The 18722-nt window shown below is 44.3% G+C and carries 3 protein-coding genes; all 3 read left to right on the top strand.

The window, feature by feature from the left end:
• The first annotated feature begins 555 nt into the window (after positions 1-555).
• From QUB25_RS12705 to QUB25_RS12715, 3 genes are read left to right on the top strand one after another with little or no spacing between them, the layout of a single operon-like run.
• Positions 556-3963, top strand: coding sequence for an amino acid adenylation domain-containing protein (locus QUB25_RS12705; protein ID WP_333183595.1), 3408 nt, complete (start codon positions 556-558; stop codon positions 3961-3963).
• A complete protein-coding gene (locus tag QUB25_RS12710; RefSeq protein WP_333183596.1) occupies positions 3960-13760 on the top strand; it encodes an amino acid adenylation domain-containing protein in 9801 nt (3266 codons plus the stop codon). Before QUB25_RS12705 ends, QUB25_RS12710 begins: the two co-directional genes overlap by 4 nt.
• Positions 13760-18700 (top strand): amino acid adenylation domain-containing protein, encoded by a 4941-nt coding sequence (locus QUB25_RS12715; protein ID WP_333183597.1) that lies wholly within the window; start codon positions 13760-13762, stop codon positions 18698-18700. The genes QUB25_RS12710 and QUB25_RS12715 overlap by 1 nt, the downstream gene beginning before the upstream one ends.
• Positions 18701-18722: the final 22 nt, after the last annotated feature.

The following is an 18722-nucleotide window of genomic DNA, read 5'->3' on the forward strand; positions in this document are numbered from 1 at the left end:
GTCGGTGCAGTTGACTGTCTTCTAAGTGAAGGCGAGGGATCTACGAACACAACAGCAATAGCATAATTTACCTATTGCTTAATAAAACCATCCAACAATAGCAACGTGCCGGAATAGGCTGCGGTTGGAGAAGAATTCAGCGTTTATCCGAATCCCTGCCCATTGATCAAACAAATTATCTAATTACCAGGAGTAGGACCCTTCTTAATTACACCGGAAGTACCTATATGCGAGAAAATTTAGAAGTGGCACAAGCCGTAACTTCAGGCATTATTTGCAACGACTTTGAGCTTTGGGTAAAGTTTAACTTTATTGAAAAAAAACTTCCCGGATATTCCTGTTAGCCGTTGTACACCTCTTATACCGAGGGCGGTATCCTGTTTTCCCTTTCTTTGCTTGATTAGGTGTTAGGCCTAGGTTTTCCCGTTTAGCTTTCCCAAGACTTACGCCTTTACAAACTCGGTTAGGGGCAAGCCAACGGATTGCCACTACAAAATTGCCCTCAATGTCACGCTCGCTCCCGCAACTCTCTTATTTGTAATTGAACTTAGACACATGGTAGCTCCTTTTAATAAATCAGAAATCCCAGCATTTAAGCCTGAACAGGAACTTAGAAGCGAAGAAAGTTTAACAGATGCTCAACGGCATAAGTTATTAATAGAGTGGAATAACACTACAAGAGAATATCCTCACGATAAGTGTATCCACCAGCTATTTGAGGAGCTGGTAAAACGGACGCCTGATGCCATAGCGGTTGTTTTTGAAGGGGAGCAGCTAACGTACCTCGAATTGAATGAAAAAGCAAATCAACTGGCACATTACCTGCAAGAGTTGGGCGTAGGGCCAGAAGTTTTGGTAGGGATTTGTCTGGAACGCTCCATCGAGATGATCGTGGGACTGTTGGGTGTCCTCAAAGCTGGTGGTGCTTATGTCCCTCTCGATCCTGCTTATCCTTTAGAACGGCTGGGCTTCATGCTGGAAGATTCTTCTGCACCAGTGCTGCTTACTCAGTCGAAGCTTGTAGAGACGCTTCCCCCACACTCAGCGCGTGTTGTTTGCTTGGATTCTGATTGGGAAGAAATTGCTTTCTGTGGTAAAGAGAACCCTTCGAGCGGAGTAAAGCCAGATAACCTAGCCTATGTTATCTACACATCAGGGTCTACAGGAAAACCGAAGGGCGTATTATTGGCGCACTCTGGGATATGTAACTTAGCCATATCAACGATTCAGCTATTCGACGTGCAGCCAAAGAGCCGCATTCTTCAGTTTGCCTCCTTTAGTTTTGATGTTTCAGTTGGGGAGGTTGTCATGGCTTTGGTGTCGGGAGCGACACTGGTACTGGCTCAGCGGAGTTCTTTAATACCGGGGTCTGCTTTGATTGAGCTGTGCAAGAGTTGTGCCATCACGACTGTTGCCTTACCACCAACAGTTTTGGCGGTGCTGCCTGCCGAAGAGTTTCCGGCATTGCAGACAATCATCGCTACAGGGGAAGCTTGCAGCACTAACATCGTGGCGCGTTGGGCACCAGGGCGTCGGTTCTTCAATGCCTATGGGCCAACAGAAGCTACTGTTTGGGCTACCGTCGCCCTTTGCAGTGATGGGAACCAAAAACCGCCCATCGGGCGTCCCATCGCTAACACCAAAATCTACATTCTCGACACTCAAAACCAACCCGTACCGATAGGCGTTCCGGGAGAACTTCATATCGGCGGTGTTGGTTTAGCGCGAGGTTATCTTAACCGTCCCGATTTGACTGATGAGAAATTTATTCCCAACCCCTTTAGCGATTCTCCAGGTGAGTACCTATACAAAACTGGAGATTTAGCCCGTTATCTCCCCGATGGGAACATCGAATTTTTCAGTCGGATTGATAATCAGGTAAAGATTCGCGGTTTCCGAATCGAACTGGGTGAAATTGAGGCGATATTAAGACAACATCCAGCAGTTTTAGAAGCTGTGGTCGTGGTGTCACAAGATGTTACAGGCCACAAATATTTAGTAGCATATATTGTCCCCAAAAACTCGAAAGTTATATCTCGTAGCGATCTGCGCGGTTTTCTTTTTGAAAAACTGCCCGATTACATGATACCAGGAGTGTTCATTATGCGACATGCCCTACCATTAACACCTAACGGCAAGGTAGATCGTAAGAGTCTAGAGGAAGACGCTGAAAAGATGGCTTTCAAGAAATTAGAAATAGAACAATCTGATTTAGAGATAAACATACCGGAGCGAAATAAGCAGGAAGATACAGAGTTAAAAAACAAACGATTGGGTAGTATTAGCTCAAATTTACGTTCTTTGGTAGCCAAGTTGCTACATATAGAAATCGAAGAAATAGATGTCTCCATCACTTTCTTAGAATTGGGCATGGATTCATTACTTCTTTTAGAAGCTATGCGACTTATTCAAAATACCTTTGGAGTTCAAGTTGAAGCTCAACAGTTTTTTGAAGAATTAGAAACAATCGAGACTCTAGCTACCTACATTGAGCAAAATTTATCCTCAAAACAAGAGCAAAAAAGCTCGCAACATCCTGAGTTAGAGCTAAGCAGTGTACCCCCGAAGCCTGCTATAGAGTCTGATAAATCGTCCCAATTGTTTGCTCAAACAAAAAGCTTGAATGCACCTGTATCAGTCCCCAAAGGTAAAGCAATGAATAGATCCAATGAGAACGTAGAACATGAGACGAATGTAGAAAGAATTATCTCGCAGCAACTTCAATTAATGTCTCAACAGCTAGAACTTTTACGCACTGAGCAGCCACACAAGGAGCCCTCGCATAACAAAAAAACTACAGTAACTGAGTTCGCTTCCCCCAAATCGTTCCATCAATCAGCCACGGTTACTAATCCATCTCCCGTGTGTTCCTACAATGAATGGGACCCACTTGAAGAGGTAATTGTTGGCATCGTCGATGGGGCGATGGTTCCCTCCTGGCATACCATTCATCGCGCTACCGTGCTTCCCGGTCAGGAGAAACAAATGGAAAGCCTGAGCAAGCGGACAGAGAAACAGCCCCTCCCCTATCCAGAGTGGCTGATTCAGGCTGCTAGCAAGTGTGTCGATGAATTTGCTCATATTCTTGAATCCGAAGGAGTTGTTGTACGTCGGCCTGATGTTGTTGATTATTCTGCTTCCTTCCGCACACCTGATTGGGAAGTAATGAATGGCTTTTGTTCAGCCAATCCCCGCGACGTTTTCTTGGTAATTGGGAATGAGATTATTGAAGCTCCAATGGCCGATCGCAGTCGTTATTTCGAGTCGTGGGCTTATCGTTCCCTACTTAAAGAATACTTAAAGGGAGGAGCTAAGTGGGTTGCGGCTCCCAAACCACAGCTACTTGATTCACAATACGACCCAGATTACAAAACTCCTGCTCCAGGTGAGGAAAGGCGCTTTGTAATCACTGAGTTTGAGCCAACTTTTGATGCCGCAGACTTTGTACGCTTTGGACGAGATATTTTTGTCCAGAAGAGTCACGTTACTAACAGTCTTGGGATTGAATGGGTGCGACGGCACCTGGGCGATGAATATCGAGTTCACGAGCTTCAGTCACTTTGCCCACAAGCCTTGCATATTGACACCACTCTAGTTCCCCTCGCTCCTGGAAAAGTGTTAGTAAATCCGCTTTTCATAGATGTTGACAATTTGCCTGACTACTTCAAATCTTGGGATATCCTGCTGGCACCTAAACCGAACCGAACGCCGATGACACTTTATGACACAAAAGTGATCAGTCAGTGGGTCAATATGAACGTACTCAGTCTCGACGAAGAGCGAGTAATCGTGGAAAAATCACAGGAATCTACGATTCAAGCATTAAAAGACTGGGGGTTTAAACCGATTCCTTGCGAGTTTGAGAGTTACTATCCTTTCATGGGTTCTTTCCATTGCGCGACGCTGGATGTCCGCAGACGTGGCGAACTCCGTTCCTATGAGATGGAGGAAGGCGCACTATGAACCTCAATCAATTTTTAGCTGCACTTGCCGAACGCGGTATCAAATTGTGGGTAGAAGGCGATACGTTGCGTTTTCGCGCTCCCAAGGGGGCAATGACATCAGAAGAGCGGGATTTCCTGGTATTAAATAAAGCAAAAATTATCTCGTTGCTATCCCAGAACAAGACAAGCGCGAACGATGCTGACCGAACAATTGTACCCGTCTCAGAAAAACGGGACATACCTCTATCTTTTCCCCAAGAACAACTGTGGTTTTTGAACCAGTTAGATCCAAATAACGTTTCTTACAACGAACTATTTGCTTTACGATTCTTGGGCGTACTAAACATCGTTAGACTAGAGCAAAGCCTGAACAAAATCGTTGATCGCCACGCAGCTTTACGAACAAACTTTACGACGGTTAACGGTCAGCCAGTTCAGGTCATTGCTGAAAGCTTGATTTTGACAGTGCCAGTTATAGACTTAAGCAATCTACCTGCTAGTGACAGAGAAACAGAAGTCCAACAATTAGCAACGGAACAAGCCCAAAAGCCCTTTGACTTAGTTAGCGACCCCTTAATCCAAGTGACCGTACTTAAGCTAACAGACATAGAATATATATTCTTGCTGAGAACTCACCACATTGTCTGGGATGGTTGGTCATTAGGTGTTATGTGGCGGGAGTTAGCAGCTTTCTACAATGACTTATCCCAAGAATTACCTCCACTCCCGGCTGAGTATCCAGACTTTGCAGTTTGGCAGAGGCAATACTTGACATGTGAGGTATTAGATTCCCTACAAACTTATTGGAAAGAACAACTATTAGATGCCCCACCTCTATTAGAACTGCCCACTGACCGAGCGCGAGGAGTTACACAAACTTTTCGAGGAAAACATTATAGATTTGTCATTCCAAAGCCTCTCACCGAAGCTCTGCTCGATTTAAGTCGGCGGCAAAAAGTGACTATTTTTATGACGCTCTTAACGGCGTTTCAAACATTACTTTACCGTTATACAGGGCAAGATGATATTGTAGTCGGTTCGCCCATTGCGAATCGCGATCGCTCCGAATTTAAGGATTTGATTGGATATTTTGTTAATACGCTAGTGTTACGCACTTGTTTGGCAGAAAACCCAAGCTTTGAAGATTTACTGTTTAGGGTACGAAAAGTAACACTGGGAGCCTACGCTAATCGAGAGCTACCGTTTGAGAAATTAGTAGAGATATTGCAGCCAGAACGCTCTTTGAGTTACACACCACTGTTCCAGGTGATGTTCATGCTGCTCGATGAATTACCTGAAATCCAAATGGAAGGCTTAAGGGTAAGTCCATTAGCAGTAGAAACTGGCATGGCGCGGGTTGATTTGGTTTTGTCTATAGAGAAGACTGCATCGGGACTTATCGGGGAGTGGGAATACAATATCGACTTGTTTGATGATGTCACGATCGCTCAAATGACAGATCATTTCCAAACCTTGCTAGAAGCGATCACAGCCAATCCAAAACAGAAGCTTTCTGAATTGCCCCTGCTGACAGAAATGGAGCGACACCAGCTATTAGTCGAATGGAATAACACAGAAGCTGAGTATCCCCAGGATAAGTGCATTCATCAATTATTTGAAGAACAGGTTGAGAATTCGCCTGACGCTGTGGCAGTAATGTTTGAAGGGGAACAACTGACTTATCGAGAGTTGAATGCAAAAGCAAATCAGTTGGCACACTACTTGCGCTCTCGCGGAGTTGGCACAGAAGTTTTAGTGGGCATTTGTGTCGAACGTTCTCTTGATGCCATTGTGGGAATACTAGGCATTCTCAAAGCTGGCGGTGCTTACGTCCCCATAGACCCCGCCTACCCGGTTGAGCGCATCGCCTATATGCTCGATGATTCGCAGCTACCAGTTCTATTGACTCAGAAACAACTGGTCGCCTCGTTACCAGAACATCAAGCACGGGTAGTTTGCTTAGATTCTGATTGGGAAGAAATCTCTGTGATGCCCGATCTGTCTCCCATAACTGGCGTGACACCAGAAAACTTGGCTTATGTGATTTATACCTCTGGCTCAACCGGAAAGCCCAAAGGGGTTTTAATTCCCCATTCAGGACTGTTAAATCTAGTTTTTTGGCACCAACACGCTTTTGAAATAACATCGTCAGATCGAGCTACTCAGCTAGCTGGAACTGCATTTGATGCTTCCGTCTGGGAAGTATGGCCTTATTTAGCATCGGGAGCAAGTATTTATTTAATCAAGCCAGAGATTCTTCTGTCTCCAGAAAAACTGCGCGACTGGCTCTTGACCAAAGAGATAACAATTACTTTTGTCCCTACCCCAATAGCAGAAAAGTTGTTGTCTCTTCAATGGCCCTCTGACGGAGCCTTACGAATTATGTTGACGGGTGGAGATAAACTTCATCAGCATCCATCAGCTTCAATTCCTTTTAAAGTAGTCAATAACTACGGGCCAACCGAGAACACTGTGGTCACGACTTCTGGATTAGTGGAAAGGGATGGCATACAGAATACGTCACCTCACATTGGTCGTCCCATCGCCAACACCCAAATCTATATTCTCGATCGCCATAAACAACCCGTTCCCATCGGTGTTCCCGGTGAACTTCACATTGCTGGTTTAGGGTTAGCACGAGGCTACCTCAACCGTCCTGATTTAACTCAAGAGAAATTTATCCCCAACCCTTTTAGCGATGAACCAAATTCTCGCCTATACAAAACTGGCGACTTAGCTCGTTATCTACCAGATGGCAACATCGAATTTATTGGTCGCATCGATAATCAAGTAAAAATACGCGGATTCCGTATCGAACTAGGAGAAATTGAAGCGGTACTCAGCCAGCATCCCGGTGTAAGAGAGACTGCGGTTATCGCCAAAGATTTCGTTGCAGATAATAAGCAATTAGTAGCTTATGTTGTTCCACAACAGGAAGGAACATCCACAATTACTGACCTGCGCCACTTCCTCAAACAACAACTGCCGGAGTACATGGTGCCAAGTGCTTTTGTCGTTCTGGAGGCACTACCACTAACACCCAATGGAAAAGTAGACCGTCGGGCTCTACCCGCCCCTGATTTGCGGAAAGAACTGGAAGAGTCTCTTGTCGCTCCCCGAACTCCAATTGAGGAAATGCTAGCGAGCATTTGGGGTAACATCCTCTTAATTGACTCTGTAGGCGTTCATGACAATTTCTTTACCTTGGGCGGACATTCCCTATTAGCAACCCAAGTAATTTCAAGAGTGCGCGATACAATATCCATCGAATTACCATTACGCAGTTTGTTTGAAGCTCCCACGATTGCCGAATTCGCTTCGCGGGTTGAGATAGCGCTCAAAAACGGAAAATTTGTAGAAGCTCTGCCTCTTCTACCAATTGCAAGGTCAGAGTCCATCCCATTATCTTTCGCTCAAACGAGGTTGTGGTTCCTCGATCGATTACAGCCAGACAGTGCATTCTACAACATCCCGCTTGCGTTACGTCTTTTCGGTCAGCTCAATATAGCGGCGCTACAGAAAGCTATCAACGAAATTATCCGGCGGCATGAAGCCTTACGCACCAACTTTGCGACAGTAGAAGGTCAACCCGTTCAAGTTATCGCCTCAAGTCTTAGTTTTCAACTACCAGTTGTGAACTTGTTGCACCTCTCTGAGAGCCAACGAGAAATTGAAGCGAAACGATTAGCTATGGTGGAAGCGAATCGACATTTTAACCTGGAGCAAGAGCCTTTACTCCGAGGGGGGGTGCTACAGCTAGGTGAAACAGAATACGTTTTACTGCTCACCATGCACCACATTATTTCTGATGGTTGGTCGCTCGGCGTATTTGTAAGAGAACTAACAGAACTTTACCAAGCTTTCTGTACGGGAAAGTCTCCAGTTTTACCAGAGTTACCAGTACAATATGCCGACTTTGCGGTTTGGCAAAGGCAGTGGCTAACTGGAGAAATACTAGAAACCCAACTTCACTACTGGAAGGAACAACTCAAGAGCGCTCCGAATTTATTAGAATTGCCCACAGACCGAGCGCGACCGGCTGTTCAAACCTTCCGGGGAGGATATTACTATGCAGCCTTTTCCAAAGAATTGAGCGCGGAACTTACCACGTTGAGTAAGCGAGCGGGAGTCACTCTGTTTATGACGCTTTTGGCAGCGTTTCAGACATTTCTCTACCGATACTCAGGGCAAGATGACATCGTAGTAGGGACGCCTGTAGCGGGTCGCAACCGACGGGAACTTGAAGGGATAATCGGCTTTTTTGTCAATACTTTAGTCCTGCGTACCGACCTTGGCGGCAACCCTAGTTTTGAGCAGTTACTCAATCGAGTTCGGGAAGTGGCACTGCAAGGTTACGCCCATCAAGACCTACCTTTCGAGCAGTTAGTAGAAGCACTGCAACCAACACGCAATTTAAGCTACACGCCTCTATTCCAGGTGATGTTTGCTTTTGAGGACGGAGGAGTACCTTCTATGGAACTGCTTGATTTAGCGGTAAGCTCGTATTCCGTGGAAATCGTCACAGCCAAGTTTGATTTGACCCTATCAATGGAGAATACGGCTGATGGATTGGTAGCAGAATGGGAATACAACTCGGATCTGTTTGATGAGACTACCATCGCTCAAATGACAGATCATTTCCAAACCTTGCTAGAAGCGATCACAGCCAATCCAAAACAGAAGCTTTCTGAATTGCCCCTGCTGACAGAAATGGAGCGACACCAGCTATTAGTCGAATGGAATAACACAGAAGCTGAGTATCCCTTTGATAAGTGCATCCATCAGTTGTTTGAAAAACAGGTTGAACGTACACCGGATGCGGTGGCAGTAGTTTTTGAAGAGGAGCAACTAACTTATCGAGAGTTGAATGTAAAAGCGAATCAGTTGGCGCATTACCTGCGATCTCTGGGTGTAGGGCCAGAAGTCTTAGTGGGCATCTGCGTGGAGCGTTCCTGTGAGATGATTGTTGGAATTTTGGGCATCCTCAAAGCTGGTGGTGCTTATGTCCCTCTCGATCCTACTTATCCTTTGGAACGGCTAGTCTTCATGCTAGAGGATTCTTCTGCACAAGTGCTGCTTACTCAGTCAAAGCTCGTAGAGACGGTTCCTCTCCACTCGGCGCGTGTTGTTTGTTTGGATTCTGGTTGGGAAGAAATTGTTTCCTGTGGTCAAGAGAACCCTTCGAGCGGAGTAGAGCCAGATAACTTAGCCTACGTTATCTACACCTCTGGCTCTACAGGAAAGCCAAAAGGAGTTTGTTGCTGTCATACCGGAGTCGTTAACCTATACACAGATTTTCAGAGCAAACAGCCTCTTTCTGTCGGGGATAGATGTAGCTTATGGACGGCAATTAGTTTTGATGTTTCTGTCTATGAAATATTTTCAGGGTTATTAGCCGGAGGAGCACTCTATATAGTTTCAAACAATGTACGCTCAGACACTCAAAGATTTCTTGACTGGTTAAATTTTCATCAAATTCACAGTGCTTACATTCCTCCGTTCATGCTCAATCAGCTTTCTGAAATGGTTTTGCCAGGAGCGGATAAGTTTGCTTTGCGTAGATTGCTCGTAGGAGTAGAACCTATTCCCGCTCGGTTGTTGATATCCATAAGCAATGGAATCCCAGGATTACACATTATTAACGGTTACGGACCAACAGAAACTACAATTTGTGCCACTCTGTATTCTGTTAGCTCTTTTGAACTGAGAAGCGGCAATACGCCAATTGGTAAGCCTGTAATGAATACAAAAATCTATTTGCTTAATGAGCAGATGCAACCTGTACCAATTGGGGTTCCCGGAGAAATCCATCTTAGGGGTGTTGGTTTAGCCCGAGGATATCTCAATCGTCCCGATTTAACTGAGCAAAAGTTCATCCCTAATCCCTTTAGCGATGACGAATCTGGTTCTCGCCTCTACAAAACCGGAGATTTAGCCCGTTATCTCCCCGATGGGAATATCGAATTTCTCGGTCGTATTGACAACCAAGTAAAAATCCGAGGTTTCCGCATTGAATTAGGCGAAATTGAAGCAACATTAATCCAACACCCAGCTATACGAGAAACTGTAGTTGTTGCCATTAAAAATACCACAGACACCCAACAATTAGTAGCTTATTTCGTTCCCCAAACAGAAGTATCACTCAGCATTAGTGACCTACGTCATTTCCTCAAACAGCAACTACCCGATTATATGATACCCAGTGCTTTTGTCACACTGGAACACTTACCCTTAACCCCAAATGGTAAAGTAGACCGTCGTGCTTTACCTGCCCCAGAAATTCGACCGGAACTCGAATTAACTTTTGTTGCACCGCGCACTCCTTTAGAAGAAATATTAGCAAACATCTGGGCAGAGGTACTAGGAATTAAACAAATAGGAGTTAATGATAATTTCTTTAGCTTAGGAGGACATTCCTTATTAGCGACTCAAATTATCTCTAGAATTGGCACAAGTTTAGCTGTGGAAGTTCCGTTACGCCACCTATTTGAATCCCCTACTATTGCCTCACTAGCAGAACAGATTCAAATTTTACTAAGTCACGAAAACCCTGTACAAAGACCGCCTATATTACCAGTTCAACGCACAACTGAAATTCCCTTATCTTTTGCCCAAGCTAGATTGTGGTTCCTCGACCAATTACAACCAGAAAGTGGATTCTACAACATCCCGAACATTTTACGGTTAAACGGTCAACTCAATATCAGTGCTTTAGAGGATAGTATCAATGAGATTATTCTTCGTCACGAAGCTTTACGGACTAACTTTACTACTCAAAATGGTAAAGCCGTTCAAATTATTCAGGCAAATCTCAAGCTGGAATTACCGATTATAGATTTAGAACCTTTATCTAAAGAAGCGAGAGAAATTGAAGCGAAAAGATTAGTTACTCAGTTGGCAAATCAACCTTTCAACCTTCAACAAGAACCTTTACTAAGAAGTTCTTTACTGAAATTAAGTGAACAAGACTATATCTTTGTATTAGTCTTCCACCATATTATTGCTGATGGCTGGTCAATTGAAGTACTCGAACGAGAACTAAGCACAATTTATACAGCATTATGTAATAATCAAACTCCAGTCTTGCCAGAATTACCCATTCAATATGCTGACTTTGCTGTTTGGCAACGCAACTGGTTAACTGGTGAAGTATTCCAAACACAGCTTAACTATTGGCAGGAACAACTCAAAGGGATTCCCGCTTTATTAGAATTACCAACAGACCGGAACACAAGACCAGCAATTCAAACTTACCAAGGTACACACCAATCTTTTCAACTTCCTGTTGAACTAAGTGAAGCTATTATTTCACTCTGCAAACGCATGGCTGTTACCCCATTTATGTTGCTTTTAACAGCATTTCAAACGTTACTTTATCGCTTATCAGGTCAAGATGATATTGTATTAGGTACGCCAGTCGCTAATCGTCATTATCAAGAAACAGAACAGCTAATCGGATTTTTCGTGAATACTGTAGCTCTGAGAGTTACTAATTTATCCTTAAATCCTAGTTTTGAAGAGTTAGTACATCAAGTCAAAGAAGTGACATTGAAAGCCTACGCTCATCAAGATATGCCTTTTGAGGAATTAGTAGAAGCATTGCAACCAGAGCGTTCTCTAAGTCATTCCCCTGTATTTCAGGTCATGTTTGGGGTTGAAAATGAGCCGATATCTAACTTCTCTTTACCTGCATTAGAAGTCAGCCGCTTGATAGGAGAAACTAGCTATGCTAAGTTTGATTTGGATCTATCGTTCCAAAACACTAATGCTGGTTTTATCGGGCAATGGGAATACAATACTGACTTGTTTGATGGGTCAACTATCGCTCAGATGACGGGATATCTACAAACATTATTATCAGAAATTGTTGCCAATCCAAAAACACCAATTTCAGAGTTATCTTTGCTGAGTGCAACCCAACAGCATCAGTTGTTAATAGAGTGGAATCATACTCAGAAAAATTATCCTCAAGATCGGTGCATTCATCAGTTGTTTGAAGAACAAGTGGAATTAACTCCTGATGCTGTGGCGGTGGTTTTTGAACAGGAACGAATAACTTATCGAGAATTGAATTCAAAAGCCAATCAACTAGCACATTGTTTGCAAACTTTAGGGGTAAAACCTGAAGTTTTAGTGGGAATTTGTGTAGAGCGCTCTCTGGAAATGGTAATCGGATTATTGGGCATCCTCAAAGCTGGCGCTGCTTATGTGCCACTCGATCCAGCATATCCAAAAGAACGTTTGGCTTTTATGCTAGAAGACTCCTCAGTACCAGTGCTACTGACTCAACAGAAGCTAGTAGAGAAACTTCCTCTAAATTCGGCTCATGTTATCAAGCTAGATTCTGATTGGGAAGAAATTGCTGCTTACAGCGAAGAAAACCTTTCGAGTGGCGTCAAGTCAAACAACTTGGCTTACGTTATTTACACATCAGGCTCTACTGGAAAACCCAAAGGTGTTTTAATTGAACACAAATCCCTAGTTAATTACACGACGGTTGCGATCGCTGAATATCAAATAGAGAAGTCAGATCGCATTCTCCAATTCTCCTCAATCAGTTTTGATGTTAGCGCCGAAGAAATCTATACCAGCTTGACATCGGGGGCAACACTTGTATTGCGTACTGATTCCATGCTGGACTCCATTGAGGGATTTTTGCAAAAGTGCAAGAATTGGGGAATCACTGTAATGGCTTTGCCGACAGCCTACTGGCACGAACTGACTGCTTTCTTGAGTCAAAAAACGGTGGCATTACCCCCATCATTGCGCTTAATAATCATTGGCGGAGAAAAAGCACTGCCCGAACGACTGAAAACTTGGCTTGAGTGTGTGGAACAGCCAGTTCGTCTGGTGAATAATTACGGCCCTACAGAAGCTACTGTGGGAGCAACGATATATGATTTATCGGTAGCGGACACGACATTGAAGGAGTTGCCCATCGGTCGTCCCCTTGGTAATGTCCAAACCTACATCTTAGATGGGAATCGTCAGCCTGTACCCATTGGTATTCCTGGTGAGTTGCATATCGGTGGTTCTGGTTTAGCACGGGGGTATCTCAACCGTCCTGAGTTGACCGATGAGCGGTTTATTCGCAATCCTTTTAGTGACTTTCCCACTGAGCGCCTTTATAAAACTGGAGATCAGGTTCGCTATCTGCCCGATGGTAATATTGAATACTTAGGTCGGATAGATGACCAAGTGAAGGTGCGCGGTTTTCGTATCGAACTCGGAGAAATCGAAGCAGCACTCAGCCAACATCCAAACTTGCTCCAAGTCGCTGTTACGCTTCGAGAAGACATTCCGGGTCAAAAGAGCTTAGTGGCTTATATTGTCCCTCTTCAGGAACCAGCACCCACTTTTAGTGAACTGCGCCATTTTCTGAAAGAGCAATTACCAGACTATATGGTGCCTAGTGCTTTTGTTATTTTGGAGTGCTTGCCAGTGACACCGAATGGCAAAGTAGACCGCAAATCATTGCCAGCACCAGACCTCAATAGTTTGATTCAAAAAGGAGATTTTGTAGCTCCTCGGACTCCTACAGAAGAATTACTAGCATCCATCTGGGCTAAGGTCTTGGGAGTAGAGAAAGTGAGTATAAATGACAATTTTTTTGAATCAGGTGGGCATTCTTTACTGGCGACTCAACTGCTCTCAAAAGTGAGTCATACCTTTGGGCTGAATCTGCCTTTATCGAAGTTGTTTGAATCTCCCACTGTAGCGGGTATTTCTAGCTACATTGAAGCAATCTCTTGGGCGAATCAAAATATCGAAACGAGCAACACAACTATTAATAACCGAGAAGAGGTGGAATTTTGATGAATACAATTGAGTTTCTTAATAATCTACGCAAGCTGGATATCAACTTATTTATGGAAGGAGATCGCCTGCGTTGCAACGCTCCTGAAGGGACACTCACCCCTGCTCTCAAGTCAGAAATTAATGAGCGTAAAGCTGAAATTATCTCCTTTTTGCACCAAGCCAATAATCAGAAAAATGCCAGTACAATCGCTCCTATATCCAGAACAGAAAACAACACCTTCCCTCTTTCTTTTGCCCAACAGCGTCTTTGGTTCCTAAACCAATTGCAGCCGAACAGCGCGTTCTATAATATTCCTCTTGGCTTGCATTTTAGCGGTCAACTCAATATTGCAGCTTTAGAGTCAAGCTTGCAATTACTCATCAATCGCCATGAAATCTTACGCACTAACTTTATTGCTGTAGATGGAGAACCCGTTCAGGCGATCGCTGCCACTAGAGATTTTACGCTGCCAGTCGTGGATTTTCGTCCTCTGCCAGCAAGTGAACGAGAGATTGAATATGAGAAATTAGCTTCTCAGTCAGTAATGTATGTGTTTAATCTCGCCCAAGAGCCTCTACTCCGAGCACACTTAGTTCAGCTTACTCCAACAGCAAATGTTCTACTGCTAACAGTCCACCACATTATCTTTGATGGTTGGTCTGTCAATATCTTTGTTCAAGAGTTAACCACAATTTACTCAGCTTTAGTTGAGACTCATACACCAACTCTGCCTGAAATCCGTCTTCAGTATGTAGACTTTGCTGTGTGGCAACAGCAGTGGTTACAGGGAGAAGTTTTACAGTATCAACTCGCTTACTGGCAGCAAAAACTAGCAGGAATGCCAGCGTTGTTAGAATTGCCAGCCGACCGTCCCCGACCTGCTGTACAATCCTTTCGCGGAGAAACTCAAGTTTTTACCATTGAGCAAGATATCAGTGAAGCACTCGTAAATTTGAGTCAGCAGCAGGGGGTCACGCTCTTTATGTTGCTCCTCACAGCATTTAAAATATTACTTTATCGCTACACTAATCACCCCGATATTGTTGTGGGTTCGAGCGTTGCTAATCGTCAGTACCCTCAAATTCAAGGAATGATTGGATTTTTTGTTAATAATTTAGTGCTACGTACAGATTTATCAGAAAAACCTACTTTTCTTCAGTTATTACAACAAGTTAAACAAGTTGTTTTAGAAGCTTACGATCATCAAGACTTACCATTTGATCAGTTAGTAGAAGCACTACACCCAGAGCGTCACTTAAGCTACTCGCCCTTGTTTCAAATAAGTTTCGATATGGAGCATGAATCAATGTCTGATATTACTCTCCAAGATTTAAAACTTAACATATCTGAACCAGGAAGCAATGATACGGCTAAGTTTGATTTAAGCTTATCTTTACAGAAAACCAAGCAGGGATTAACAGGAGCTTTTGAATATAGTACAGACCTCTTGGATACCACGACCATTGCTCGAATGATAGAGCATTGGCAAACGCTATTGGCAGGTATTGTAGCGAATCCCGAACAAAGACTATCAGATTTACCCATTTTGACAGCAATTGAACAATCCAAGTTATTAGTGGAGTGGAATCAAACTCAACAAGACTATCCTCAGAATCTATGTATTCATCAATTATTTGAAGCGCAGGTAGAACAAACACCAGATGCAGTAGCAGTAATCTTTAAAGAGGAGCAGCTAACCTACCGAGAACTAAATGCCAAAGCTAACCAATTAGCACACCATTTACAAGCACTGGGGGTAAAACCAGAAACACTGGTTGCCATCTGTGTCGAGCGTTCTCTGGAGATGATAGTAGGACTTCTGGGGATTCTCAAAGCTGGGGGCGCATACGTTCCGCTCGATGCCGCATACCCGTCTGAGCGGTTGGCTTTCATGCTAGAAGACTCGGCTGTACCAGTGTTGCTGACTCAACAACGATTAGTTGACAGACTGGCCCAGCATGAAGCACAAATAGTCTGCTTGGATACACAATGGGAGGCGATCGCCCAACACAGCGAAGAAAACACTGCCTGCGGCGTAAATGCCGAGAACTTAGCCTATGTTATTTATACATCTGGCTCTACTGGAAAACCAAAGGGAGTTACTATTCAGCATCGATCTTTGATAAACTATACCACTGCCGTCAATATTGAGTATGAGATAGAGAAGTGCGATCGCATTCTCCAATTCTCCTCAATTAGTTTTGATGTTAGCGCTGAAGAAATCTATACCAGCTTGACATCGGGTGCAACGCTTGTCTTGCGTACTGATTCCATGCTGGACTCCATTGAGGGATTTTTGCAAAAGTGCAAGAATTGGGGAATCACTGTAATGGCTTTGCCGACAGCCTACTGGCACGAACTGACTGCTTTCTTGAGTCAAAAAACGGTGGCATTACCCCCATCATTGCGCTTAATAATCATTGGAGGAGAAAAAGCACTGCCCGAACGACTGAAAACTTGGCTTGAGTGTGTGGGAGAGCAAGTTCGTCTGGTAAATAATTACGGCCCAACAGAAGCGACTATAGGAGCTACGATATACGAGTTATCACCCGACGATACGGCATTGAGGGATCTGCCCATCGGTCGTCCCCTTGGTAATGTCCAGACCTACATTTTAGATGGGAACAGACAGCCTTTACCCATTGGTATTCCTGGTGAGTTGCACATCGGTGGCGCTGGTGTAGCACGAGGATACCTCAACCGTCCCGATTTGACCGATGAGCGGTTCATTCGCAATCCCTTTAGTAATCACCCGGGTGAACGTCTCTACAAAACTGGCGATTTGGTTCGCTACCTGAGCGACGGCAATATCGAATACCTAGGTCGGATAGATGACCAAGTGAAGATTCGCGGATTCCGCATCGAACTCGGAGAAATTGAGGCTGTACTGGCAAAACATCCGAACGTGCGCTCAGTGACAGCCATTGACCGAGAAGATGCACCTGGAAACAAGCGCCTCGTAGCTTATCTAGTCTCTAACCTTATTCCAGAACGTGTCCCTTATCACAGTGAATGCCAACTAGAACTAGACGGTAACGCCCTCACAATCCACACACAGGATATCTCCACTGGCGGCGTTGGTTTGGTGGGGGTGCCAGCTATCGAGCGAGGTAAAAGCGTCCGCGTGCATATGCAACTACCTGGAGAGAGCGAACCGCGCTGGCTTTCTGGGACAGTAGTTTGGTCACGTCCACCACAGGCTGGGATTCGCTTTCATCTTACACCCAGCGAACAGGCTCAAATCGAGCAAAGCGTAAATTATCAGTTGGACACTCAAGACTTGTGGAAAACGTTGCAGCGCACTGTAACTCGCAACCTGCGCCACTACCTGAAACAAAAGCTACCTGATTACATGATACCGAGCGCGTTTGTGCTGATGAAAGCGCTGCCGCTGACACCCAACGGCAAAATAGACCGTCGCGCCTTACCCGCACCAGATAACTTTCACAACGAACCGGAAGACAAATTTGTCGCCCCTGGCACCCCGACTGAAGCAAAACTGGCTGCTATCTGGGTTCAAGTTCTGGGATTAGAAAAGGTCAGCATTAATGATAATTTCTTTGAACTAGGAGGACATTCACTGCAAGCAGTTTCACTCGTATCCAAGCTCTCAGTAGAGATGAACCTTAAAGTTTCAGTCAAGCTTCTATTTGAGCATCCCACTATAGCTAAATTAGCCAAAGCCATCGAGCCGCTGTTCACCACTGAGTCATCTGTCAACCCAAAAGAACTTCAAACCGAAGTTGAAAAACCGATGACCGCTTCTTTACCCAAAATCACAGACTCCTCTCCATTTTTTAAACTAGAACAGCGCTCCTTGCTATCCTTGTTAGCTGTAGGAAAAATAGCACCAGTTGATTCAGCAGCTCTGGGTTATATTCCCTTTTCCTTACTAAAAGAAACAAGCTTGACTCGCAATGAAATCCTTCAAAAGTGGTTTGAAAACCTTCCGATGTGGGATGCTGTTATGGAAACTAAATGGGGTCGAATAGCGGGTCTAATCCTCCCTATATTCGAGGATGAACTATACAGCGACCAGCAGACACTTGTCCAAATGGTTGTCGAAGCTTTAGAAATGGCAGGGCGAATCGGTGCAAAAACAGTTTCCTTAACGGGTTTAATTCCCTCCGCAACGGATTACGGTCGTGCGATTGCAAAAGCTATTGAAGGGCGTACAGACTTACCGAAAATCACTACGGGACACGCTACTACCTGCTCTACTGTTGTTCTGACCATTAAGAAAATTTTACAGATTAGTAATCGTTCTTTACAGCGAGAGAAAGTCGCTTTCATCGGATTGGGGTCAATTGGAATTAATACTCTGCGCCTGATGTTAAAATGTTTGCCGCATCCTCAATCGATTATAGTGTGCGATATTTACAGTAAACTGGAATCGCTTCAAAATCTTCAACGCGAACTGAGCGATGATTTAGGATTTCGAGGTTCTGTTCAAATCGCTACCTCTTCCTCTTCATCGGAACTCCCACGGGAAATCTACGATGCTACCTTAATAATTGGGGCAACCAACGTCCCAGATATTCTCGACATCAAGCGGCTGAAACCAGGCACTCTAATTGTTGATGATTCTGGCCCACACTGTTTTTCCCCAGAACAGGCGATCGAGCGCTTTGAGAAACACAAAGATATTCTGTTTACCGAAGGTGGAGCGCTTCACGCACCTGACCCGATAGAAACGGTCATCTACCTACCCGAATCAATGAAGAAAAACATGGATGAAGATTCATGGTCAGACGAGTTTAAGCCTACCAATCCCCTAAATATCATGGGCTGCGTTATGTCCAGTCTCCTCTCTTCTCGTTTTAAGGATATGCAACCGACTGTAGGATTGCTAAATTTGAAAACTTGCGTGCAGCATTATCAAGGTTTAGAACGATTGGGTTTCCAGGCAGCCGACTTGCATTGTGAAGGCTATGTGTTGGAAGTTGAGCCAAAATAACCGCCAAATAGCAAAAATTAGC

This window comes from Microcoleus sp. B3-D7, from assembly GCF_036705305.1.
GTDB lineage: Bacteria > Cyanobacteriota > Cyanobacteriia > Cyanobacteriales > Microcoleaceae > Microcoleus.